Source organism: Streptomyces sp. NPDC028314 (assembly GCF_055565795.1).
In genome coordinates this window covers 297664-319740 of sequence record NZ_JBVHTP010000011.1, presented here as the reverse complement: position 1 = coordinate 319740, position 22077 = coordinate 297664, and the positions used below count along the sequence as shown (strand labels likewise).

Annotated in this window: 20 protein-coding genes and 3 pseudogenes; 9 read left to right on the top strand and 14 right to left on the bottom strand. The window is 68.7% G+C overall.

Features of this window, described 5'->3' with window-relative positions:
* Positions 1–425 precede the first annotated feature (425 nt).
* A complete protein-coding gene (locus tag ACZ4TG_RS25695; RefSeq protein WP_468166725.1) occupies positions 426–929 on the bottom strand; it encodes a GNAT family N-acetyltransferase in 504 nt (167 codons plus the stop codon).
* A gap of 38 nt (positions 930–967) precedes the next feature.
* Between ACZ4TG_RS25695 and ACZ4TG_RS25690 the strand changes: the two are divergent.
* A pseudogene (locus tag ACZ4TG_RS25690) lies at positions 968–1204 on the top strand (IS630 family transposase); the annotation flags it as partial.
* A gap of 4 nt (positions 1205–1208) precedes the next feature.
* Here ACZ4TG_RS25690 and ACZ4TG_RS25685 read toward each other — a convergent pair.
* Positions 1209–1802 carry a pentapeptide repeat-containing protein gene (locus ACZ4TG_RS25685; RefSeq protein WP_468166723.1) on the bottom strand — a complete coding sequence of 198 codons (594 nt, stop codon included), beginning with the start codon at positions 1800–1802 and terminating at the stop codon, positions 1209–1211.
* Positions 1803–2447: 645 nt separating this feature from the next.
* Positions 2448–3413 carry a polyphosphate kinase 2 gene (ppk2, locus tag ACZ4TG_RS25680; protein ID WP_468166721.1) on the bottom strand — a complete coding sequence of 322 codons (966 nt, stop codon included), beginning with the start codon at positions 3411–3413 and terminating at the stop codon, positions 2448–2450.
* Between the two features lie 351 nt (positions 3414–3764).
* Between ppk2 and ACZ4TG_RS25675 the strand changes: the two genes are divergently transcribed.
* On the top strand, positions 3765–5789 hold the full coding sequence (locus ACZ4TG_RS25675) for a hypothetical protein (protein ID WP_468166719.1): 2025 nt from the start codon (positions 3765–3767) through the stop codon (positions 5787–5789).
* 262 nt (positions 5790–6051) lie between these two features.
* Positions 6052–6828, top strand: coding sequence for an alpha/beta fold hydrolase (locus tag ACZ4TG_RS25670; RefSeq protein WP_468166717.1), 777 nt, complete (start codon positions 6052–6054; stop codon positions 6826–6828).
* A 218-nt stretch (positions 6829–7046) separates the two neighbouring features.
* On the opposite strand, the gene ACZ4TG_RS25665 is transcribed toward ACZ4TG_RS25670, so the two are convergent.
* Both ACZ4TG_RS25665 and ACZ4TG_RS25660 read right to left on the bottom strand, forming a co-directional pair.
* Positions 7047–8045, bottom strand: a complete 999-nt coding sequence (locus ACZ4TG_RS25665; RefSeq protein ID WP_468166715.1) for an endonuclease/exonuclease/phosphatase family protein — start codon at positions 8043–8045, stop codon at positions 7047–7049.
* Between the two features lie 121 nt (positions 8046–8166).
* Positions 8167–8394, bottom strand: coding sequence for a hypothetical protein (locus tag ACZ4TG_RS25660; RefSeq protein WP_468166713.1), 228 nt, complete (start codon positions 8392–8394; stop codon positions 8167–8169).
* 629 nt (positions 8395–9023) lie between these two features.
* Here ACZ4TG_RS25660 and ACZ4TG_RS25655 point away from each other — a divergent pair.
* Positions 9024–9542 carry a P-loop nucleotide/nucleoside kinase family protein gene (locus tag ACZ4TG_RS25655; protein WP_468166711.1) on the top strand — a complete coding sequence of 173 codons (519 nt, stop codon included), beginning with the start codon at positions 9024–9026 and terminating at the stop codon, positions 9540–9542.
* A 105-nt stretch (positions 9543–9647) separates the two neighbouring features.
* Here the strand turns inward: ACZ4TG_RS25655 and ACZ4TG_RS25650 are convergent.
* Positions 9648–9773 (bottom strand): annotated as a pseudogene (locus tag ACZ4TG_RS25650) (DUF5999 family protein); the annotation flags it as partial.
* Between the two features lie 619 nt (positions 9774–10392).
* On the opposite strand from ACZ4TG_RS25650, the gene ACZ4TG_RS25645 reads away from it, so the two are divergent.
* Both ACZ4TG_RS25645 and ACZ4TG_RS25640 read left to right on the top strand, forming a co-directional pair.
* On the top strand, positions 10393–11271 hold the full coding sequence (locus ACZ4TG_RS25645; protein ID WP_468166709.1) for a GNAT family N-acetyltransferase: 879 nt from the start codon (positions 10393–10395) through the stop codon (positions 11269–11271).
* Between the two features lie 384 nt (positions 11272–11655).
* Positions 11656–12588 (top strand): ankyrin repeat domain-containing protein, encoded by a 933-nt coding sequence (locus ACZ4TG_RS25640; RefSeq protein WP_468166707.1) that lies wholly within the window; start codon positions 11656–11658, stop codon positions 12586–12588.
* Positions 12589–12732: 144 nt separating this feature from the next.
* On the opposite strand, the pseudogene ACZ4TG_RS25635 reads toward ACZ4TG_RS25640, so the two are convergent.
* The 5 genes and pseudogenes from ACZ4TG_RS25635 to ACZ4TG_RS25615 form a co-directional block, all read right to left on the bottom strand.
* A pseudogene (locus tag ACZ4TG_RS25635) lies at positions 12733–13045 on the bottom strand (hypothetical protein); the annotation flags it as partial.
* A gap of 1253 nt (positions 13046–14298) precedes the next feature.
* Positions 14299–14652, bottom strand: a complete 354-nt coding sequence (locus ACZ4TG_RS25630; RefSeq protein WP_468166705.1) for a helix-turn-helix domain-containing protein — start codon at positions 14650–14652, stop codon at positions 14299–14301.
* An 844-nt stretch (positions 14653–15496) separates the two neighbouring features.
* On the bottom strand, positions 15497–15943 hold the full coding sequence (locus ACZ4TG_RS25625) for a DUF2267 domain-containing protein (RefSeq protein WP_468166703.1): 447 nt from the start codon (positions 15941–15943) through the stop codon (positions 15497–15499).
* Positions 15944–16004: 61 nt separating this feature from the next.
* Positions 16005–16400 carry a DUF2267 domain-containing protein gene (locus ACZ4TG_RS25620; RefSeq protein WP_468166701.1) on the bottom strand — a complete coding sequence of 132 codons (396 nt, stop codon included), beginning with the start codon at positions 16398–16400 and terminating at the stop codon, positions 16005–16007.
* Positions 16401–16520: 120 nt separating this feature from the next.
* Positions 16521–16955 (bottom strand): Hsp20/alpha crystallin family protein, encoded by a 435-nt coding sequence (locus tag ACZ4TG_RS25615; RefSeq protein WP_468166699.1) that lies wholly within the window; start codon positions 16953–16955, stop codon positions 16521–16523.
* Positions 16956–17202: 247 nt separating this feature from the next.
* Here ACZ4TG_RS25615 and ACZ4TG_RS25610 point away from each other — a divergent pair, with 247 nt between their 5' ends.
* The 3 genes from ACZ4TG_RS25610 to ACZ4TG_RS25600 all read left to right on the top strand — a co-directional run bounded on the left by ACZ4TG_RS25610 (position 17203) and on the right by ACZ4TG_RS25600 (position 18984).
* Positions 17203–17793: an HSP18 transcriptional regulator gene (locus tag ACZ4TG_RS25610; RefSeq protein WP_468166697.1), complete on the top strand. Its 591-nt coding sequence runs from the start codon at positions 17203–17205 to the stop codon at positions 17791–17793.
* A gap of 54 nt (positions 17794–17847) precedes the next feature.
* Positions 17848–18216 carry an STAS domain-containing protein gene (locus tag ACZ4TG_RS25605; RefSeq protein ID WP_468166695.1) on the top strand — a complete coding sequence of 123 codons (369 nt, stop codon included), beginning with the start codon at positions 17848–17850 and terminating at the stop codon, positions 18214–18216.
* Between the two features lie 369 nt (positions 18217–18585).
* Positions 18586–18984, top strand: coding sequence for an STAS domain-containing protein (locus tag ACZ4TG_RS25600; RefSeq protein WP_468166837.1), 399 nt, complete (start codon positions 18586–18588; stop codon positions 18982–18984).
* 433 nt (positions 18985–19417) lie between these two features.
* Here the strand turns inward: ACZ4TG_RS25600 and ACZ4TG_RS25595 are convergent, their stop codons facing one another.
* The 3 genes from ACZ4TG_RS25595 to ACZ4TG_RS25585 all read right to left on the bottom strand — a co-directional run bounded on the left by ACZ4TG_RS25595 (position 19418) and on the right by ACZ4TG_RS25585 (position 22037).
* On the bottom strand, positions 19418–19756 hold the full coding sequence (locus ACZ4TG_RS25595; RefSeq protein WP_468166693.1) for a hypothetical protein: 339 nt from the start codon (positions 19754–19756) through the stop codon (positions 19418–19420).
* Positions 19757–20109: 353 nt separating this feature from the next.
* On the bottom strand, positions 20110–20787 hold the full coding sequence (locus tag ACZ4TG_RS25590) for a response regulator transcription factor (RefSeq protein WP_468166691.1): 678 nt from the start codon (positions 20785–20787) through the stop codon (positions 20110–20112).
* Positions 20784–22037 carry a sensor histidine kinase gene (locus tag ACZ4TG_RS25585; protein WP_468166689.1) on the bottom strand — a complete coding sequence of 418 codons (1254 nt, stop codon included), beginning with the start codon at positions 22035–22037 and terminating at the stop codon, positions 20784–20786. The genes ACZ4TG_RS25590 and ACZ4TG_RS25585 overlap by 4 nt, the downstream gene beginning before the upstream one ends.
* Between the last annotated feature and the right edge of the window lie 40 nt (positions 22038–22077).

Genomic DNA, 22077 nt, shown 5'->3' with positions numbered 1-22077 from the left:
GTCGGCTGGCATCGCCCGCCACTTGATGCCGTTGTCCACGAGACAGCCGATCGCGTCCAGCATCGCCCGGTGGCAGTACGCTTCCGGCTGCCCGCCATGGCCCTGCTCCAACCCGGCACCGGCAGCAGCGGCCGCCCCACCACCCACTCCGCGTCCGTCATGTAGCTCGGATACCGACACTCTCGCAGGCGATTGTCGGCAGCGTTTCCGAACCGGTGAGCCAGACAGCCACCCCCGAGTACCCGCGGTGGAGTGCACGGCCATCGGCACGCAAGACTGCGACACCAGGGTCTCCTGATGCTCGGTGATTCGACACCATCGAGCTGTTCGGGAGGCCCTCCTCGCATGCGCCGAGCACCCGACGACCACCCAATCGAGACGGCCGTTCGAGCACCAAGCCCCCAGAGCATTACGACAAAAGCTACTTACGCGTCGGGGTGCTCCGGCAGGGCGAGCCAGTCCGACCAGGAGATCTCTCGGCCGAGGAAGCGCGGCTGCTCGAACGGCCAGTCGGCGGCGATCCACAGCGGCACCAGCTCGTCGAGGGCCTGCTCGACCTTGCTGTCCACCAGCTCGTCCACCACCCACCACGAGATCTCGCCGTCCGCGCCGGCCCTCTCCGGTGGGTCGATGTAGACGCAGCCGAGCAGAGCTGTCTCCGCCGCGTCGAACAGCGCGTAGTTGAAAGACTGGTGTGCGGCGATCTCCTTCTCGTGCCGCAACAGGTCGGCCTGGTCGGCCTCGTAGGTCATGGTGGCCGCGGGCCAGCCCCAGGCTGGGCCGTAGATGGTCCACAGCCGCTCGCGCGAACCCATCACAGCCGGATAGTCGAGCGGGGTGTCCGCCTCCCGGATTGGCCGCAAGTGATGACCACTGCCCGGCAGCGGTACCAGTACGGGATGGACGAAGTTATCGGGGAGCCAGCTCATAGCGCCCGACCGTAGCAGCGCGCGGCCGTCCGCTCCCTTGGATTTTCCCCATCGAAGCCCACTTCGGACCGCTACGGCAGTTCACCCTCGCCAACTCCCACCGCCCCAACCACAACGCCCAGACCCGGGCCCTGCACGCCTACCTCCACTGGCGCAACCGCAACGCCCGCCACCCCGACGTCTTCACAGCACAACGACGCGAACGCGCCCGCATCCGCATCCGCAGCGAGAAACGCATCCGCTGGGGCGGACGACCCCTCGGTGCGTCCGCCTGACGGACTACCTCGGTTGAAGCATCAGGCCGAATGCAGGGGTGGGACGTTCCTCGCGAGCGCGGCGGCTTGCAGCAGGCTGCTCGGCCCGTGTCAGGTCGGCACTGGTGAGGTCGGTTCCTCGGAGGTCAGCCAGTCTCAGATCCGCGCCGGTGAACTTGGCGCCATGGCCCCGCGCCTTGCGCAGATTCGCCTCCCGCAGGTCGGCCCCCGAGAAGTCAGCCTCGCGGAGGTCGGCCCTGACCATGCGAGCGCCGCGCAGGTCGGCTTCGATGCAGCGGCTCTGGTGGAGAATCGACGTCCCGAGCTCCACGTGTCGCATGTTGGCCGCGATCAGCGATGCCTTGGTCAGGTTGACCTGGTAGATGCTCGCCGCTTCCAGGCAGGCGCCGTCGAAGTTGATGTGGTGCAGCCACAGTCCGTCGCAGTCGGCCCGGCGCAGGTCGGTATAGCTGACGTTGAGCCAGTCGGGCTGGCGTTCCTGGCACAGGACTCCGAGGCCGGTGAGCGCCACCTGGGCATCCGGGGCACGGGTCTCCAGCGGAGGCACGGAGTTGATCGACGCTTCCGCCGCTGGCGAGTCTGCGCTTGCGGGGGCCATGGCAGGTGAGTCCGGAGGAACGCGGCCTTGATCGAGATGACCGCCTCCCGGTCGTGAGCCGAATGGTCCGCGATCCGCCACAGTGCGTAGAGGCCGCCGATCCGCACGTCCGTCTTCTCGCTGCCGAGCTGGTCGACCGCCCGGCTGAAGCGGTCGGTGATGTGTCCCTCCCGGGTGGCGTTCAGCCCCTCCTGGTTGACCCTCAACTGCCGCCAGGTGGCGTACGCGCCGAAGAGGACGACAGCGCCACCGACCGCCTGCACGAGCGTCGTGCGTACGTTGTTCACAGCTGTGAGCCGTTCAGCGGCCGAGATCCTGGCCCCGCCGAGATCGCGCTCGACCACCAGCCCTGGCAGCACCACGACCACGACGACCAGCGCGGCGAGCACGGCCAGCCCCGCCACCACCGCGAAAAGAGCGGAACTGACCCGACGCCGCCGAGAGCCGCCCGGTATGCGCCGCCTATGAGGAGATCCCCCCGCATCCATGCGTACATGATCGCAGGGCGGCCCGGAAGCCGGTGTACCTATCCGGTCAGAGCACTAGCAGGGAGTTCCGCAGGCACGGTAGCCATGCCTACGGGGGCCGGGAGCCCCACACCCGCCCTGATCTCGCCCCCAGCCGTGCTCCTAGACGTGCCGGTCATCACGAATCAGCAGCCTGAGGGCTACGCGGATGGCGGCCGGGACCGAGAGGAGGGCCGGCCAGTGGAGTGGGCGAAAGATCGGCGTCTTCTTCCCCCGCCTCCAGGAGCGTATCGGCGGCGCCCACGATCAGCGGGTCGGGACGGCCCACCGCTTCGGCGTCTTTGCAGCCGTAGTCGATGCGTCCGAGGAGGCTGCGGATCGCCTCCAGCCGGGCCCGCCGCTTGTCGTTGCTCTTCACCACGGTCCATGGTGCGTGCTCGGTGTCGGTGGCCCGGAACATCTCGACCTTGGCGCTGGTGTACGCGTCCCACAGATCCAGCGAGGCAAGGTCCGTGGGAGACAGCTTCCACTGGCGTACCGGGTCGACCTGGCGGATCGCGAAACGGGTGCGCTGCTCGGCACGTGAGACGGAGAACCAGAACTTGATCAGCAGGATCCCGTCGTCCACCAGCATGGACTCGAAGTCGGGGCACTGCCGCAGGAACAGCTCGTACTGCTCGTCGGTGCAGAATCCCATGACCCTTTCGACCCCGGCGCGGTTGTACCAGGAGCGGTCGAAGAAGACGATCTCACCGGCGGTCGGCAGATGGGCGACGTAGCGTTGGAAGTACCACTGCCCGGCCTCCCGCCCGCTCGGCTTGTCCAGGGCGACGATGCGGGCCCCGCGCGGGTTGAGGCGCTCGGTGAACCGCTGGATCGTGCCGCCCTTGCCTGCGGCGTCCCGGCCTTCGCAGAGCACCACCAGTCGGGCCCCGCTGTCCTTGACCCAGCGTTGCAGCTTCAGTAGTTCGATCTGCAGGGTCCGCTTGGCCCGCTCGTATTCGGCTCGGCGGATCTTCCGGTCGTACGGATAGTTCTCCTGCCACGTCCGGATCGGAGCGCCGGCCGAGTCCAGCAGCACGGGCTGCTCCGGTCGGTGGTCGTCGACGCTCAGCCCCGCCAGCAGGTCCTCGGGCTCGGACATATTCGGCTCTCGCTCGTTCACACCCTGCACCTACCCGCTGACGGCATCGGCACCGGGCCCGTCGACAAGAGCCCGGGCCCAGTCCGTGATCGACCAGCTTGGCACAGGGGCGCCTCCGCGCTGCGGCATGCCTTCGGCATGGCCCTGCCCACCGCGCGGCGCAGCGCCGGTTCGGAGGATCAACCTCCGCTCCAGCAGGCACAGCTCCACTCCCCCGCCCCGTCATCACCTCGTTCGCCGAGACACGATCATGGCCCCCGTTCACGTCCATCTCACGTCTGCCGGATTCTGGACGCCTCACTCCGATAGCCTCTGGCAGCAGGCCTGTGTGGAGCAACGGGGGCACCTTCCATGACCACTCGCGTTCGCGTTCTGCTGATCACAGTGCCCTACTTCGCGCTCGTGTGGTCGTCGACTCTCAGAGCCAGAGCCGGGAGTGACCAACACGGCCTGCTCTTGCTCTTACTGTCGGTTGCAGGGCTGTTCGTCCTTGTGCAAGTCACCCTCCTACGTGGCACGCTCAGCCCGCCGACGGTCTGCATCTGGAACGCAGTCGTGCTTTCTGCCCTTGGCATGACGTGGGGCGCAGTCACTCGCGGCGAGGCCGCTGTCGGCTTTGCGTACGGGCTTGCTGCGGGAATCGTCACGTGCCTGGTGTCGCTTTGGCTCGGGGAGCTGGCACAGCTCCGACGCCGGCCGCGAATTTTCATCAATTACCGCCGCACCGACTCCCTCAACGAATCCCGCAAAATCTTCCGCCTGCTGGCTCAAAAATACGGGCGCCACCACGTCTTCTTTGATGAACACACATTGCCGCCGGGACGAGACTTCCTGAGCTTGCTCGGCCCCAAGGGACTTCCCGCCCTCATTCGGCGCTGCGATGCCATGCTAAGTGTTATCGGCAGTACGTGGATCGATGTACAGCATCAAAATGGCGGTCGGCGCCTGGATCACGAAGACGACTTCGTACGCAGGGAAATCGAAACCGCGCTGGAGTCGGGAATCGACGTGATTGCCGTGTTCATCAATGGCGCCGAACGTCCCCCAAGGGATGCACTTCCAGAGTCACTTCGCAAGCTGCCCCATCTCCAGGATGCCTCCCTTCGAATGGAGCCGGAGTATTTTGCGCAAGACCTGGATAGGGTCATGCGGCGTTTCGAGGACGATTTTCGGTTTCGCCTGCGCGCACCCGGCGGCATCGCACAACCACCCCGCACACCGTTGCGACGCAGGATCTTCGTGGGGGCGTTCTTGCTGGCGCTGATGATGCCGTTCGGTTTATTGGCGGCCGAGGACTATACCGAAGACGTCCGCGAAATGACCGCTGTTGCCCTTGCCCCCGACGGGGGCAAGGTCTTCTCCGCTCATGGAGGCTCTGAGGGGCCAATATTCTTACGCCTCTGGAACACTCACACTGGGAAGCTAGCGACCTCTCGTCACTACCCGGGTGCAGGCAGAATTGTATGCGCCGAGTGGTCGCCCGATGGAAGATGGCTCGCTACCGGGGACACTGAGGGCGCAGTGCACCTCTGGGACGCCGACGACCTCCACCTCGTCAGGTCTCTCCTAGGCAGCCGGGACGGCGTGATGCGCATCAGATGGCACTCAACCGGCGACAAGCTAGCCGCGGGGGACTCCACTGGGTCGTTGAGGATCTGGAACGCCCGAACTGGAGGGCTGATCGCGGGGCAGCCAGTGCTTCCGGACTCTGTGGACGCACTGGCCTGGGAGCCTGGGGGAAACGACATAGCAATTGGAGGAGCAAAGGGCGGTGTCAGGGTTGTACGCGCCGAAGAGGGCGCGCTGAAGACTGTGTGGACCTTCGCCGAGCAGGACAGCGTTACGGATCTGGGGTGGTCCAGCGATGGCAGCCTCCTTGCCGCCAGCAGCTTTGGAGAGCCCTTCCTGGCCATACACCAAATGCACCACGAGGGCGCAGGCTTGACTTTGACCTTCCACGGCCGGCACGGTCCCGTTGACGCGCTTCGCTGGTCTCCCGACGGTGCATGGCTGGCGACAGCGTCCTCAGCCTATGAGGCTGTCTTGTTGTGGCGGAGCGATGGCGTACAGAGTGACGTCCTCCCCGCACCCGGAGCCTTCGCTCCAGACGTCGCCTGGGCTCCGGACAGCTCGGTACTGGCCACTGGCGACCGTACAGCCGTGCGCCTTTGGGACCTGCGAAACGACACCTCGAAGACATTGACAGGGCACGGCCACCTGGGCATCCCACTCGGCTGGGTCGCCGGAACACCACGTGCGGTTTCATGGGCGCCCTACAAGGCCGAGATACGGATCTGGGACACGGCCACTGCGCGCTCCGTTGCCCGCTGCCGCATGTCGCTGTGGGACGGGCTCGTCGCCCGTGTCACACACTGATCAGCCGGCTCCCGGTCCACCGACGAGGAGCGCGTCCAGGCCACCCGTGACACACGCGCCGCCCGATCACATCGACGCCATGACCCGGCACACCGACCAGCTCCGGCAGGACAGCCACGACCGGCGCGACAGCCACGACCGGCGCGACCGGCGCGGCTCGACTCTCGACGTTCTCGCAGGGCCTTGAGGTTCGGCTCGTCGGGTGGGCCCCTGCCGCCGGTGGAGGCGCTGTTGACGGCGACGGTGTGATCGAATCGGAGGTATGACGACCACCGAGCTGATCCGCGACGCCGGCGGAGGCCGCATATGGGCCGAGAGGGCCGGGGACGGCCCCCCGCTCGTCCTGCTCCACGGATCGGTCCACGACAGCCGCCTGTGGAACCGCGTCTTCGCCGAGCTGGCACGGCACCACACGGTGGTTCGTTACGACGCCAGGGGTCATGGACGCTCGACACTTCCGACCGGGCCGTTCCGCTATGAAGACGACCTGCTGGCGGTCCTGGACCGGTTCGGCTTCCAGGCCGCGGAGCTCGTCGGCTTGAGCATGGGAGGAGAGGTCGCGCTCGACTTCACCCTGGAACACCCCGAGCGGGTCAGCTCGATGACGCTGATCGCGGCGTCCGTCGGCGGCCACGAGTGGCCCCGAAGCCCTGAGATGGATGCGTACGTCACGGCGCATCGCGGATCGGACGCACGCCGCATCGCTGAACTGGAGCTCACGCTCTGGGCGAGCCTGGGCGACCGCGCCCCTGGCTTCGACGTCATCGAACCGATGGTGCGGGAGAACGCCGAAATCAGAGCCGCCGCAGAGAAGGGGCACGCGCTCGACCCCGACGAGGACGCCGTTGGCCGTCTGGACCGGATTGAGGCGCCGACGATGGTCGTCGTCGGCGATCACGACCACCCAGAGATCAGGGTCATCGCCGGGCGCCTCGCCGACGGCATCCCCGGCGCGCGGCTGGAGGTGGTCGCCGACACCGATCACTACCTGCCACTACGAGCTCCAGGGCGACTTCTCGAACTCCTGCGCAGTACCTGACCGGGGAATATGCGCCGCACCTTGCCGCCGCCGCGGCGAGCAGAGGCCGGGCCGATTCTGACGGTGGTGTGACTGATCGACCATGCCCGCTGATCGGCACTGCCACGTCGGCCGGCGCCGGGGGCGCAGCCGGCGGGGTCGCCGACTGCCCCTCCCGGTTGTCCAGCGCCTGGCCCGGCGGCGGGCCGGGCGTCAGGCCGGGGCGCCCGCCCCGCCGGTCAGTCGAAGTCGAAGGTGGCGACGACGGGGGCGTGGTCGGATTCGGGGTATTTGCTGTCGGTGGCGAAGGCGATGGAGTCGTCGTGGAGGATTTCGTTGTGGATCTCTGAGCCGCGGTAGTGGGCCAGGAGGTTGCGGGTGACGAGCATGTGGTCGATCATCTGGCCGCGGCCGTGGTGGAAGAGGGTGTAGCGGGCCTCGTTCGGCACGGTGTGCTCGATCGGGACCAGGACCCGGGAGGCGAGGTCGCCGTTGCCGGTGTCCTCGACGTTCCCGCAGATCGCCAGCACCGGGACCTCTTCGGGTTCGGCGTTGTAGTCGCCGGCGACGACGATCCGCGCGTCCGGGTCGTCGTCGAGGATCTGGTCGACCAGGCGTCGTACTTCCAGGGCCTGGCTCATGCGCTTCATCGAGGACAGGAAACTGCCCTCGGCCCAGGCATCGGCGGTGCGCCAGATGCCCTTCTGCGCATCGATGACCTGCCCGGGGATGTCGGTGGGGAGCTTGGACTTCAGGTGGACGGTGATGACGTGCAGCAGGCGGCCGGGGGCCGCGTGGTCGATGTCGATCTGCGCGTGCAGGATGGGCCGCTCGATACCGATCCCGACCGGCGCCGTGTCGGGGGGTGTGGCGGTGAGCCGCTGGTAGCGGGGCTCGGCGACCAGGTCGTTCTTGAGCTGCTCGTGCTTGATGACCGGCAGGTGGGTCGCGATCACCAGGTTGCGCATGTCGAAGACCGCATCGTTGGCGGGCTTGGTGCTGACCAGCGGCGCGCCGTCGAGGTTGGTGCCGGTCAGGAGTTCTTTCAGGGCCAGGAGTTCGCGGGGCTGGCCGGGGCGTTCTTGGCCGTGGACTTCCTGGAAGCAGGCGATGTCCGCCCGGAGGCGGTTGATCTGGGGTTTCATCAGCGCGATGCGCTCAGCCAGCGACGGACGCGCGCCGACGGCGGTCTCGTCGAAGTTCTCGAGGTTGAATGTGGCGATCCGGATCTGTGTCACAGCTGCCCCCAAGGGACGCGATGGCCGGGATCCGCAGGCTAACCAGAGGCCGCTGACGGTCGGCGTGAGGCGCGCTCGGCGTTGCGCCGACTGCCACACGCACCCACTGCCGCGCGCTCCCTCACTCAGGGAACGAAAAGCCCAGCTCACGCAGGCGGGGCAAGCACGCTGCGAGGCATTGCTCCACCGACGCGGCATCGGTTCGCACGAGGACGTCCTCGCGCAACGGGGCCCCGCTGGCGACGAAGGTCCAAGGCCTGCGCCTCTCTGCCATCCGCTCGGCATCCGCCTTGAACAGCACCGTTACGCCCTGTTCAGCCAGAGCTTCCATGATCGCGATAACGTCCACCGGTAGTCTCCCCCTCCCGAAGCGCTTCGCTCCGCGCCACCGGACGAACATACCGTCTCCAGGCGGAGCCCTGGGCACTACGAAAATGACCCATCACGGCGACCCGAGCAAGAAATACGCGACACCTCAACGTGCGGACCCACCAGTGCGGAGGCCGGACAACCGCGATCAGACGTCGAGCTGGACGCGGCGGGTGTTGAGCGTGAAATGCTGTCTCGTCACGCTGTTCCATACACTGACCCGGGCGTAGATTTGCAATCGCCGCCGGTGTCTCCCGGTCCTGGCTGTACACGCAGGCCGACCTCATCACCGCGAGCAATCAGCTCCAACAGCGAGCCCCCGCCCCACACGGGATCCCACGGCATGCGGCCACGGGCGCCTCCCTGCAACGCAGGCTGGAGACCGCACTCGAACGCAACCGGCACCTTCGCGACGAGGTCGCCAATCCCACCCGTAAACCGGAGACCGCCCACGGCGAGATCCGCCGCCTCCGCACCCGACGGCCGCGCCATCGAATGGAGCTGCTGAGCACCGCTGACTCTCGCGGCGCGTCGGCTGGGGTACTCCGCAGACCGGTCCTGTCCGGGACGCCAACAGTGACTCCGTCCCCCGCGGATAGGGTCACCGGCATGATTATTTGGCTGAACGGGACCTTCGGCGCCGGCAAGACGACGACCTCGAAGGAACTTGCCGCGCTCCTTCCAGACGCAAGGGTCTTCGACTCCGAGACCGTCGGCTTCATGCTGAGGCACGTCCTCGACTCCGTTCCCGTCAAGGACTTCCAGGAATGGCCGCCCTGGCGTGGTCTGGTCGTGGCGACCGCCTCGCAGGTCCTCGACTTCGTCGGCGGAGTGCTCGTAATCCCCCAGTCGGTGCTGGTCGAGCAGTACTGGGGGGAGATCCACGCCGGGTTGACGAAGGCTGGCATTCCGGTGCGGCACTACGTGCTGCACACCGATCCAGACACGCTGGCCCAACGCATCGAGAGCGACACGGTCGAAACAGGCGCTCGGCAATGGCGCCTGGACCACATACCTCGCTACCAGGACGCCCTTCCCTGGCTGCGTCGAGAAGCCGAGGTCATCGACACCACTCACCTCTCGGCGGCCCAAGTCGCGCAGACGATCGCAGGCAGCGTTTCCAGCTGAGCGGCTGGAGACGATTCGACCACCCGACATCGACACGTTCGTCTGGCCAGCCACCAGCTCACAGGCGCCAGAGACCGCATAGATCGACATAACCTCGAAGATCACGCCGGAGTTGCAGAAGAGGGACCCGCCCTGCTCGGGGTGGCTGGCGATGGTGTGCGCGGCCTCGCGGTCCGGGCTGTCGGCGGTCGGGCATGTCGCCAGGGTCGGCGGGTGGCCGCAGCCGCTCACCGGAGCGTTGCCCGTCGAGCTCGGTGGCGGGGCCGGGACGGCGGCATCTGGCCGGAGCGGCAGGTCCAGAAGCCGCACGGGCCGCAGGCGTCGTCCGTCGCGCGGACCGGCAGGTTGAAGGTGAGCAGCGGGGCCGGACGTAGCCGGGGGCCATCTCGGCGAGGGTGCGCCGGGGCCGGCGCCCTTCGGGGACCAGGGCGTCGTCCCGCTCAGCCATCGTGAGCAGCATGGCGCCGAGCTGGTGAAGGGAGCCGGTCTCGTCCCGCTCGTATCCGCAGGAGGTGTCTTCCCGACGGATGTCGTCGGTCTTTCCCGCGCGGGGGGTCAGGGTGGTCATGCCGCGACCTCCCAACCGGTTCGGGCGCGGCGGGCAGTGCGCACCACAGCGAGCTCGGCGGCCCTCTCGGCGTACGGCTCAATGAGTGGCTGTGATCACACGGCCGCACCAGCCTTCCGTTAACCCTTTGCCGAGGAACCGATGGGCCAGCTAAGTTCTCCCAGCCGTCCATGTTGATCCGGACCGGCGCTGTCGACGAGGAGGTGTGGAGCACATGCGCAGGAGTGCCCAGCAGTTGAGCCCGCGTACTGGCCTTTGCCACCTGCTCACGACGGAGACACCTTGTCGTTTCGCATCACCCCACTGACCGACCCTGCTCACGGGGCACACAGCCGGCGCCTTGCATGGCTGGCGTCTGACGCCGATTCCGTCCCCGTCGGAACGGCCTTTCTGCGCCTGTTCGATGGCGGACAAGCGCACCTGGCCGAACTGACCCTCCACGTCCACCCCGTGGAGCGCCGCAAGGGCGTCGGCTCCCAGCTCCTCGACACGGCCGTGGCCGCCGCCCGGGACAACGCCCGACGCTGCGTCAGCGCGCAGGCCCAGGCCGGATCGCCCGGCGACCACTTCCTGCCGGCCCACGGCTTCCGCAAGGTCCTCACCTTGAGGTTCGCCCGCTTGCCGCTGGCCGACATGGACGCCATCGACCTCGCCGAGGTCATCGAGCGTCCGCATCCCGGCTACCGGCTGGCGTCATGGCAGGGAACCGTCCCCGACGCCCTTGCCCAGACGTTCGCCGCCTCACGCCGGGCCATGGACGACATGCCCATGGACGACACCGACTACGGCACCGTGGTCTGGGACGTGGACCGGGTCCGGGCTGCGGCGAAAGCCGTCGAACAGCGCGGCGACCAGTTGCACACCGTCGTCGCCATCGACAACTGCGATGGTTCGATCGCCGGGTTCACCGAACTCGTCGTCCCCGGCAATGGCACGGGTGATGGCCAGCACTACGGCACCGGCGTCCTGCCCGAGCACCGCGGACACGGTCTCGGCCGATGGATGAAGGCCGAGTCGATCCGACAAGCCCACGGGCGCTATCCAGATCTCGGCGGCCTCCTGACCGACACTGCCGACAGCAACACGCACATGAGACACATCAGCGACAGCCTCGGCTACGTGCCCACGCACACGACACTGCAGTACCAGCTCGACCTGTAGAGGCGAGCGGACGGGCCGGACCTGGGCATCACCTCGTCCGGCCCGTCGGCACTTTCCCAACAGGCCCTAGAACCACTGAATGAGCCGCTACCCCCGGGTTCCTACGTCCGTACCCGTACCAGGGGCGAGGTTCCACCCCACGACAGGGCGGGGCGCTGCGGCAGCCGCGGTCGCGGCCCACTTCATGATCATCATGGAGGGTTGCTTCGGCCCACACCTGCACCCGCCCACCGGCCCACCCGCCCACCGGCCCACCGGCCCTTTGACGATCGTCAGGTTTGTCAGACCCGTCTGTGATGCTGCGCGTACGGGGCGGTGGCAGGAGCCGGCCGCATTCACCTCGGAGGGGGACCAGTGACGGGTCGCAAGGATGGCTGGGCGGGCATGGTCTGGGAGAGCTGGGCAGACCACGGCGATGTGACGCGGCGCCTCGATGAGGGTGCCGATCCGGAGGCGTGGAGCGGAGGGCGGCCCCTGCACCGGGCGGCGTCCTGGGGGTCACCGCGCGTGGTCACCGAGCTGGCTCGGCGGGTCGCGGACGTGGACGTGCTGGAGAACGGGACAACCGCCTTGTGGAAAGCCGTCTGGTCCGACCGGCCGGACAACGCGCGGGCCCTCGCTGCTGCCGGCGCGGATCCCTGGAAACCCCTGATCGGGGGCTGGTCACCGGGGCGGCTCAGCCTGGCCGGACCGACGCCCGACCTGTTCGAGGTGCCCGAAGGAATGCGCGGCTTGAACCTGGTGGAACGAACGGCCGCACGGGCGGGCGCACGACTCGTCGCCGCACTGGCAGACCTCCACTACGAGGGCACGGGTCTTGCTTGCGTGGCCGGGATCGCTGCCGAAGAAGCGATACGCCGCCTGGAGGCAACCCCAGCGGACGGCGACGAACTGAAGCAACTACGCGAAGAGCCCTGGGAATACAACTTCGATGCGAGCCTGCAGATCGTGGGCGTGACCACCGTGCGGGGTGGTTGCATCGTCACCCAGCCGTGGGGCTACGCGCCGTCGATGCCAGGCGTTTTGACCCGCCTGTCCGCTGGAACGGTCTGCTACGGGCTCTACGCCAACCCCAAGAGCGGCAATCAGGGCAGGATCGCCCGTAACGGCAGCCTCGAAGGCTCGGATCTCCACCCGGGCGGTTCGCCAGACCCCGGCGACGGTCCCGAAGCAGTCCTGACCTCGTACCTCTACCGGCACAACGCAGCGGCCTATGCGTGTGGCTACGCCGGACTGCGGCTTACCGATGCACGCGCCGTCGCGGGGCCGCCGGATGTATGGGTCGAACTGCCGCGGCGTGGCTACTGGGAACAATGACCTCCGGTGGCCCCGGCGAATGAGGTGTCGTCGCTGACCTCCGCCACCAGGTCCGGGCGAACCAAGGCGACGTCCAGAATTTCGCGGGCCCCACGACGCCGCGAACCGCGGCCCCTCCCACGAGTGCCCGGGGACAGCGGTGAGTCAGCTGCTCGGCGCCCTGGTGGGCGGGTCCCTGCCCGAGGCGGCTCCCCCGGCAAAGGTGCGCCTCTTCAGGAGAGAGCGGAGTCGGTCGGCGATGTCGAAGACCTTCAGGCGCAGGGCGCGGATGTCGTTGATGAGGTCGCGCCAGGGTTCGAAGGTGTCGTCGACGGTTTTGTGCCGGCAGGGGGCGCAGGAGGACGAGCTGGTCCATGAGGGCGGCGGCCCGCCAGTAGGCGTCGGGTTCGTCGGTGGCCAGGGCCGGGGTGTTCACGCGGTGGCGGGCGACGGCGGCGACCAGGGCCGAGCAGTCCTGGATCTCCAGGTCTTTGCCGAAGGGCCGTCGGCCTCAGTGGTGTAGGTGCAGTGGTCCGGGCAGTGCAGTGGCACCGCGCCGCAACGGCCGCCCACTCGTCCTGTACGCCGCCCTCGGAACCGGCTCAGTCCGCCAAACCCCTCAAGTAAGCCGGGGCGACCCCATTTCACGGGGAACGGGCCTCCGGTCTGTTCGAGCGGGTCCACTCCGCTCCCCGCCCCAAGGATCCTTCCGGCTCCGCCTCCAGGACCGCAACACGCCAGCTACGAGGTGTCCTGTGGCGTGCCTGGCTGCCAAGTACTGGAGGCGATGCCGAGATCTTTCCGCATCTCATCCCTGGCCGCAATCAACCGATCCCACAACTCGCCTCTGCGTATTTCTAACTCTCTCAAAGCGGCCTCCCGATCCGAGGTGCCCCTCCGCAGTCCCTGCACAAGGCCGTACATCTGTCGAAGAGAGCCATTCACCGCTCCCAACGCAACGAGTACCTCATCGGACACACTCATCTGAGCTTCCGCATGCTGCGCGACATAGGCCGCCCAGACACTGTCCAACACTGCGCCCGTCTCCGGCGCGGCAGGCTCCGAATCCCGGAACTGGATGCTGCACAACACAAGCGCATCCCTGGCACTGCGAGCAGCAGCGTTGATCCTCGCGTAAGACGCTCGGCGCCCCTCAAGGACCTGGGTGTCCCAAGCGTGCTTCCGATCCTCCAACCGGTGCCGATCCAAGCGTTCCCGGTCTTCCCTCCGAAGCCGCTCCGCCCCCCGCTGTGTCAACAGCACTGACATGAGCGTGACCAGGCCCCCCAATACAGCGGCCCCGAGAGTCAGTAGCGCCGGCCCCATCGAATCCCCTCCGTCGGCTACCCCGGCCGTACCCGCCACCCCGTACGTCAACCCAGGCAACCCCCTCCGTTTCGCGGGGTCTGCGCGGGCAAGGTGGACGCGGAGCTCTCGCGGTCGAAGGCACACCATCTCTGTAGCTGATCGTCAGCGGCCTCGCGAAAAAGGCCAGACGGCCGCCCTACCGCAGGGACTCCCCCATGTCGGGGCCGGCGTCTCGTCACTCCAGCCCTCGGAGTCGTTGGGTCCATGCGTGCTGCGCCCTCCATGCCGGCCTCCGCAAGGAACATCCGGGTGCCGTGCGGGCGCCGCGTTATGCCGATGGCGACACCGTCATAGCGCACACGACGCCACCCTGATCATCCGGCGGATGCGGGCAGGGCGACCGGCGAGGGCGGCCGCTTCCTCTCAAACCGTGGTCGGCCCCTCAGGGGCCTCGGCGGTGGCTCGCCGGTATTCGGCGTTGATGCGCTGGGCTTCTTCGAGCTGGTCTTCGAGGATGACGATGCGGCAGGCGGCCTCGATGGGGGTGCCCTGGTCGACGAGTTCGCGGGCTCGGGCGGCGATGCGCAGCTGGTAGCGGGAGTAGCGGCGGTGTCCGCCGGCGGAGCGGAGCGGGGTGATCAGGCGGGCTTCGCCGATGGCGCGGAGGAAGTTCTGGGTGGTGCCGAGCATCTCGGCGGCCCGGCCCATGGTGTAGGCGGGGTAGTCGTCATCGTCCAGGTGCCCGCCGAGGGGGCCGGCCGGGGCTTCTGCTGTCATGAGACCTTCTGTCGGGAACGCGTGGAGGGGCCCTGGCGCCTATCGCGCCAGGGCCCCGAAGGAACTACAACACCATCTGCCGGCCCTGAGACTGCGCCGGCCTTCTGTTTCCGCTGGCCCGACCGATACGCCGGCCGGGGCGCGGGGATCGCGGTTGCTTGACCGGAGACCACCTCACTATCGATGTCCTGCGGTACCCGGGCTCAGCCTTCGACCCGGGCGATCCTGATGGCGTTCGGCTCCTCCGTTCTTCCCTCTGGGAACAATCACTCATCAAACGGTTACTGCGAACTGCTGGTGATGCGAACTGCTCAGCGGCCTGCGGTAGCGCCACTCTTCGGCAGCCAGCCCCGTCGCCCATCCTGCGTCCGCTCTGGCTTAGAACCCCACTGCCGAACCTCCCGGTGCGCGCGCCCGCAGCCGACGCCTTCACCGAGGTGCTGCTCCACTCACTTCACTGCTGGGTACTGCGAACTGCACTTACAGGTACTACCACTGCCAGGTACTACCACTGCGTCACTGCGGTACTGCTTGCGGCGGCCCCTGATCACTGCGGGCCACCCGGTCCGGTCGTCAGTCCCGTCGCCGTCCTGCAACCGCTCTGGCTTCGACACTCCACCACCGCACCGTCCTGCGAACTGCAACTACAGGTGCTGCTGCCCGGCAGTTCGTCCCTGCCGGGCCCTGCTTGATCTCGGCTACGTGAGAAACCATAACCACACCGCCAGCAAATGTCTACTCCGGCCGGGACAGATTTCTGTTCGCTCGCCAGAGAGGTAATCAGTCTCCGTCAGACACAAAGAGGCGCGCCCTGGGGCAGCATCCGCCTGGCGGGAGGGGTCAGTCAGGCGGCCGCGGGCTGGGGCTGGCCGAGCTGGGCCTGGCCGAAGAGGAGGGCGTAGCCGTCGGGGAGCTGCTGGAGGATGCGGGCGAGGAGGCCCGGGCCGGCGAGGGCGGCGACGGGGGCGAGGACGGCGCCGGTGTCCCAGCGTGCGACCGCCGGGCTGACGCCGGTGCGGGCCGCGAGGTCTTTGACGAAGCCCCAGCCGGTGAGCTGTTCGACGTCGGGGACGGCGGAGGTCAGGGCGAGGGCGGCTTCGGCGGGCAGGCGGCGGGCGAGGTCGACGCATTCGTCACCGGTCAGCTGGCGGCCGAGGGCGCCCAGGACACTGCGGACCGCTTCTTCGGCGCGTTCGCGGGTGGGGTAGGCGCCTTCGTAGCGGACGCGTTCGAGCATCTGGTCGTACGTCATGGCCGCGGGGATCCGGTCGGGTCGGGTCTGGTCGTACATGACGGTGCGCTGGCCTTTCTCTGCAGTGGTCGGGCGGGGCAGCTCGGGGCTCGGATGGTGGTCAGGTGGGCTGGGGGTGGCCGAAGAGGACGTCGTAGCCAGGAGGAAGCTGGAGCAGGATCTCGTGGGTGAGTTCGTCGCCGGCGGCGGCGACGACGGTGGACAGGACCGCGCCGATGTCCCACAGGGCCGTCGTCTCCGTGGCGCCTTCGATCCAGGCCGCGGTCGCGCGGACGAAACGCTCGGGTGAGAGCGGCTCGGCCGTCTGGAGGGGGTTGAGGAGGATCAGGGCGTAGGTCTCGGGGAGCCGGGCCGCGAGCTCGGCCCGCACCGTGCCGATCAGATGCGCGCCCAGCAAGGCAAGGACGACACGGGCCACACGCTCGGCGTCTTCACGCGTCGCGTACTGGCCGCGTTCCTGGACGTGGGCCAGAAACGATTCGCGGCGCATAGCCATCACGTCACCCCCACGGGAGAGGACGAAGAGGGTAAGGGGAGAAGAGGAAGGCGGCGGGGACCGGGGTGCCCGGGGGGAGGGGTGGGGCCCCTGGTCCCCCGCCGCGGCATGGGGGCCGGTTCAGCCGGAGATCTGCTTGCGGTCGCCAGTGCTGCCGATGCTGATCTTGCGGGGCTTGGCGCGCTCGGCGATCGGAATGCGCAGGGTCAGGACACCCGCGTCGTAGTCGGCTTCGATGCGCTCGGTGTCCAGGGTGTCGGCCAGCATGATCTGGCGGGAGAAGACACCGAGGGGCCTCTCGGAGAGCTCCATCTGCACGCCGTCGGACTTGCCCGTCGGCCGGCGCTCGGCCTTCACGGTCAGCATGTTCCGCTCGACGTCGATGTCGATCGCCTCGGTGCTCACGCCGGGGAGGTCGAAGGCGATCACGTACTCGTCGCCCTGGCGGTAGGCGTCCATCGGCATCACGGACGGCTTCGACCACGTGCCCGACGTGCCCGACAGCTGCTGGACGATCCGGTCCATCTCGCGGAACGGGTCGGTGCGCATCAACATCGCGAAACACCTCCAGTTGGTTCAGGCAGAAACTGCCAATGCGCTTCAACGTGCATCCGTTGTAACATGTCATCCAGACGATGACAAGCAGCGAGTCACTGAACGAGTGACATGGTGAATGTCATGCATCGGGTGACCTGCTGAGCGTCGCCCGGAGGATGACTGGACTGTGGAGGGTGCCATGCAGGAGCCAGAACCTTTCAGCCCCGGCGCAGCTGCGGCAGCGCTGGAGATCATCAATCAGGCCATGGAGAATGCCGCTCACTCAGCCTCCCGAGAGCCCTCGGTCGCCCCGGACCCCGGCCCGCACCAGGCTCTGGCCGCGCTGACGATGCTGCGAGAGGTGCGTGAGCGGCTGGCCGGGTGGGAGAGCGGGCTGGTCAAGGCGGCCCGGGAGAATGGTGCGAGCTGGTCGGACCTCGCCGCCCCGCTGGGCGTAGCCAGCCGCCAGGCGGCCGAACGCCGCTACCTGCGCCTTCGCCCCGGAGCCGCCGGCAGCACCGGTGAAGAGCGTGTCGCCGCCACCCGGAACTCCCGGGCTGCGGACCGCACCGTCGCGGCGTGGGCCCGTAGCAATGCCGCGGAATTGCGCCGTCTGGCCGGACAGGTCAGCTCTCTGAGTGACCTGCCGCCCGGTGCGGCGGCGTCCATGGCGGAGCTGGACCAGGCGCTCGCGGACAACGACGTGGCGCGGCTCGTCGAGCCCCTCAGCGGGGCCCGGGCGCACCTGCGCCGTCCGGAGGATTCGGAGCTCGCGGACCGTATCGACGCGATGACCCGTCACACGGACCGGCTGCGCAAGGACAGCCATGACCAGCGCAACACCCGGACAACCTGATCTCTGCCTCGAGTCGCGCCGCCGTGGCGTGGCCTTTTGAGAGGGTGCTCTGTCATGACCGTGAATCCGTCAGGGCCCGCCGGTGAGAACGGCGTGAGCGTGGACGTGCTGGACCAGACGGTGGTTGTGCGGCCGGTCGGTGAGATCGACCTCACCACCGGCCCGCACCTGAGTCACGCTCTGGCCGAAGCCCTGCGGCACGCCACACCGGCCAGGCCCCTTGTTGTCGACTGCAGCCGGCTCACGTTCTGCGACTCCGCGGGTCTCAACGCCCTCCTCGTCGCCCGGCACACCGCCCAGAAGGCGGGCATCGACATCCGCCTGGACTCCCCCAACCGGCAGATGCAGCGCCTCCTGGACATCACCGGCACCGTCTCCCTCTTCCCCCTCCACGCACCCCCTTCCAACGGAACACCCACATGAGCGCACCCGTTTGCAGCCGGGCCATGAACGATCAAGAAGCCGAGGTCCTGCTGGTGCGGGTGCGGGGGGCGCTCGCCGAGCTGGGGGCAAGGACAAGCACCGCGGCGACGCCACCTACCGCGCCCGGGTCGGCCAGTACCACCAGCGCGGCGGCAGCTGACCCGGCTGTCCGTGCAGTGGCCGCAGCTCCCCCACAGCGCGGGGAGGGGCCGCGGCGCCGGGACCGGTGTGTGCCCGTGCCTCCTGCGGCCGTCAAGACGGGGCGCGGGGTGCCAGCGAGTCACGTCCCTGCCGCGGCGGGTCCGCGCCAAGATGAGGGCCCCGGAGGCACCGGCCTTCCGGGTGACGGGAGGCAACGCATTGATCACTGTGGACGTGCAGCACCGCGGCAGCACTCTGTGGGCCAGCGCCGACGGCGACCTCGACGCCGAGGCGGGTATGGCCCTGGGGCGGGTACTGGAGCAGGTCACCGCCTACGAGCGGGTTCTCATGGTCGATCTGCACGGGGTGGCCCTGATGGACCGTGACGGGCTGCTGCACCTGCTGGACCTGCACCGGCGGGCGGAGGGCTGGGGGCTACGGGTCCTGGTGGTGGGCTGGCAGCCCCAGCCCCAGCAGCTCATGGCCGACACCGCCGGCATCCGCGGCCCGGGATCAGCGACCGGGGAACGGTACGCACTCGCCGGATTCCGCCGCCTCATCGAAGAACGCGCGCACCAGGCCCTCCACCTCGCCGACTCCGGCACCGGAGGAATGCCCCACCTCTGACAAGAAGAGGGCCGCGTACCGCGGCCGCACGGGACGATCCCACGGCCCGGCGGCCTGAGGCCGTCAACCTGCCCCTGAGCGTCATGACCGCGGTCGCGAGCTCACGCGCGCAACCCGGGAGCAGCTGGACGCGCCTGGTGAGCTGGGCGTCGAGTGGGCGTAGTCGGCGTCAGACCCTTCTTCACCCGGCGGGCCGCAAGGGGAAGCGCTGAACGGCGGCTGCCGTTGAGTCGGCTGTCGAGCCGCGGGGCGGTGAGCGAACTCTGGGGCGTACATCCACACGGCCGTGGAGATTCGTTTCGCCGACCTCAACTTCCGGTCCGTGAACCTCCGCGACGGGGCCTGACCGGGCGGGCGGTGCTTCGCACGGGTGCAGTACGAGCCGTGCCAGGCACCGCCCGTATTGCGAGGGCCCCGCACACGGCCGTCACTCTCAGATGTGGCGCAGTGCCCAGCACGCCCAGACGATGGTGGCCACCGCCGTCACGACGGCCGCCGTGCCGAGGGCGATCCCGGCCCGCGCCCGGATGCGACTGGCTCCCTCGTCGCCGCGCACACGTCGCAGGGCGATGCCTCCTGAGACGACCGCCCAGATCCCCAAGGGCAGGATGAAGAAGAGAGGGAGGTAGCGGAGCAGGTTCGGAACGAATTCCGGAAGCAGGGGGCAGCCGGCGGCCGCGACAGCAGCGGTGCCCAGTATCAGGGACCAGGTTCCCGTCAGCTGCGGGAGAGCCTCTTCTTCGGACGAATCGATCTGCTGTACGGAACTCATGATCCGAAGGCTAGACGGCGGACCACGAGTTCCGCCTGGGTGCGGCTACCTAGACGAGCATGAGTAGGTCGGGCGGCCAGAGCCCGTGCCTGGCCACGTCGCCGGGCGCGGGCTCGCGAACGCTCCGCTACCACCAGGCCGCCAGCAGCTCGGCTATCGCGTGGGAAGACATCTCATGGCGGCTAACGGGTGAACGGACCTTGTCCTGCGTGGGGTCAGCCAGTCGCGAATGCGGACAGCGGGGTGTCTGCCCGGACCTCCAGTTCGGGCGTCAGAGCGCCGGTCACGGTCACGGAGTCGCCGGCGCCTGGCGGCCGGCGGCTGGCGGCTGGCGGCTGGCGGCTGGCGGCTGCTCAGGCGGGTGGGACGGCTGGGTCGGTGATCCGGTACCCCACGCCGGGTGTGGTGGCGATGACCGGGGGGTCGCCGAGTTTGCGGCGCAGGCGGCTGATGGTCACCGTGACGGTGTTGGTGAACGGGTCGGCGTGTTCGTCCCAGACCTGTTCGAGGAGGTTTTCCGTGCTGAGGAAGGCGGGGCTCGCGTTCAGGAGGGCTTCGAGTACCGCGAACTCCTTGAGGGAGAGGTCGAGTTGGCGGCCGTCGCGGATGGCGGTGCGGCGCATCGGGTCGAGTTCGATTCCCGCCGTGCTCAGGGTGCGGGACCGGGCGGCGGGGCGGCGGCGGGCCAGGGCGCGGATGCGCAGGACGAGTTCGGGAAAGTGGAAGGGCTTGGCGAGGTAATCGTCGGCGCCCAGGGTCAGGCCGCTGACGCGGTCGCCGGGTGAGTCGGCGGCGGTCAGCATCAGGACCATCACGCGGCCGTCCCGCTCGGTGATCATTTGGCAGAGGGTGTCGCCGTGGATGCCTGGCAGGTCGCGGTCGAGCACGACGACGTCGTACGCGTTGACGTCCAGCTTGGCAGCGGCGTCGAGCCCGTCGTGGGCCACGTCCACGGCCATGCCCTGGTCGCGCAGTCCCTCGGCAATGACTTCGGCGAGGGGCCGGGCGTCCTCGACCACCAGGACTCTCAACGCGTCACGGCCGTTTCTGTGTTGTGAGCTTTCGCCGTCGCCCTGCCGTCCGTACGGGGGAGGGTGATGGTGACGCGCAGGCCGCCGTCGGGGCGGGCGCGCAGGTCCAGGGTGCCGTGGTGGGCCTGAGTGATGGCCGCGACGATGGAGAGGCCGAGGCCGCTGCCCTGGCCGGTGCCGGTCCGGTCGGCGCCAAGGCGGCGGAAGGGCTGCACGAGGTCCGCAACCCGCCGCTGGTCGAGGACCGGTCCGCTGGACTCGACGACGAGGGACACTGCGCCTGCGTCGTCTCCTTCGGCCGGTACCGCGACACTGATCCAGCCCTCGGGGCCGTTGTGCGTGATCGCGTTGTCGACCACGTTGTCGACCGCGCGGCGCAGCAGCGTCTGGCTGCCCCAGACCCACGCGCAGTCGTCGATCCGGTTTTCACGCACGGTCAGGCCCTTGGCGGCAATGTCCTTTGCCCGTCCGGTCAGGGCGGTCAGCGCGAGTTGGCCGAGGGTGAGGTCAGCCGAGTCGGTGAACTCCCCGTGCCGGGTGCGAGCCAGGACGAGGAAACTCTCCAGCAGCCGGTCCACCTGGTCGAGTTCGGCGCGCATCCGGGCGGCCAGCGTGGCCGTGGTCTCGGGTACCGGGCCCGGCTTGGCGAGGGCCACGTCCGGGGAGGCCCGCATCGTGGTGAGCGGGGTGCGCAGCTCGTGGGAGGCGTTGGCGACGAAGAGGCGCTGGGCGTCGAAGGAGCCCTCCAGGCGGCCGAGGAGGTCGTCGATGGTGTCGGCGAGGTCCTTCACCTCGTCGCCGGGGCCGCCGATGGCCAGGCGTTCGTGCAGGCTGTCGGCGGTGATCCGGCGGGTGGCCGCTGTCATCACGCGCAGCGGGCGAAGCACCCGGCCGGCGACGAACCAGCCGAGCCCGACCGAGATCACCGCCATGATGCCGAGGGCGATGGCGGAGCCGAGCAGGATCTGCCGGGACTGGGTGTCGTGCGCCTGGGCCAGCTGCTGCTCCAGCTCGTCGATGCGGCCCTGGGCCTGTGCCGCCGTGGCGGGCTGTTCGGTGCCGCCATCGGGGGCGGTCTGGCTGGAGCGCGTTCCGCCGGATGCCACCACGGCCGCGATGGCCAGCAGCGCCGTCCCCGACAGCAGGAACAGAGTCACGTACAGGGCGGTGAAGCGGGTGCGGGCAGTGCCACGGCGCAGGCCGAGCCGGGCAGTCAGGTCCGCGAGCCGTCGGGCCGGGCCCCATTTCATCCGCATGCTCCCCTCTCGCCACCGCACGAGACACGTACCA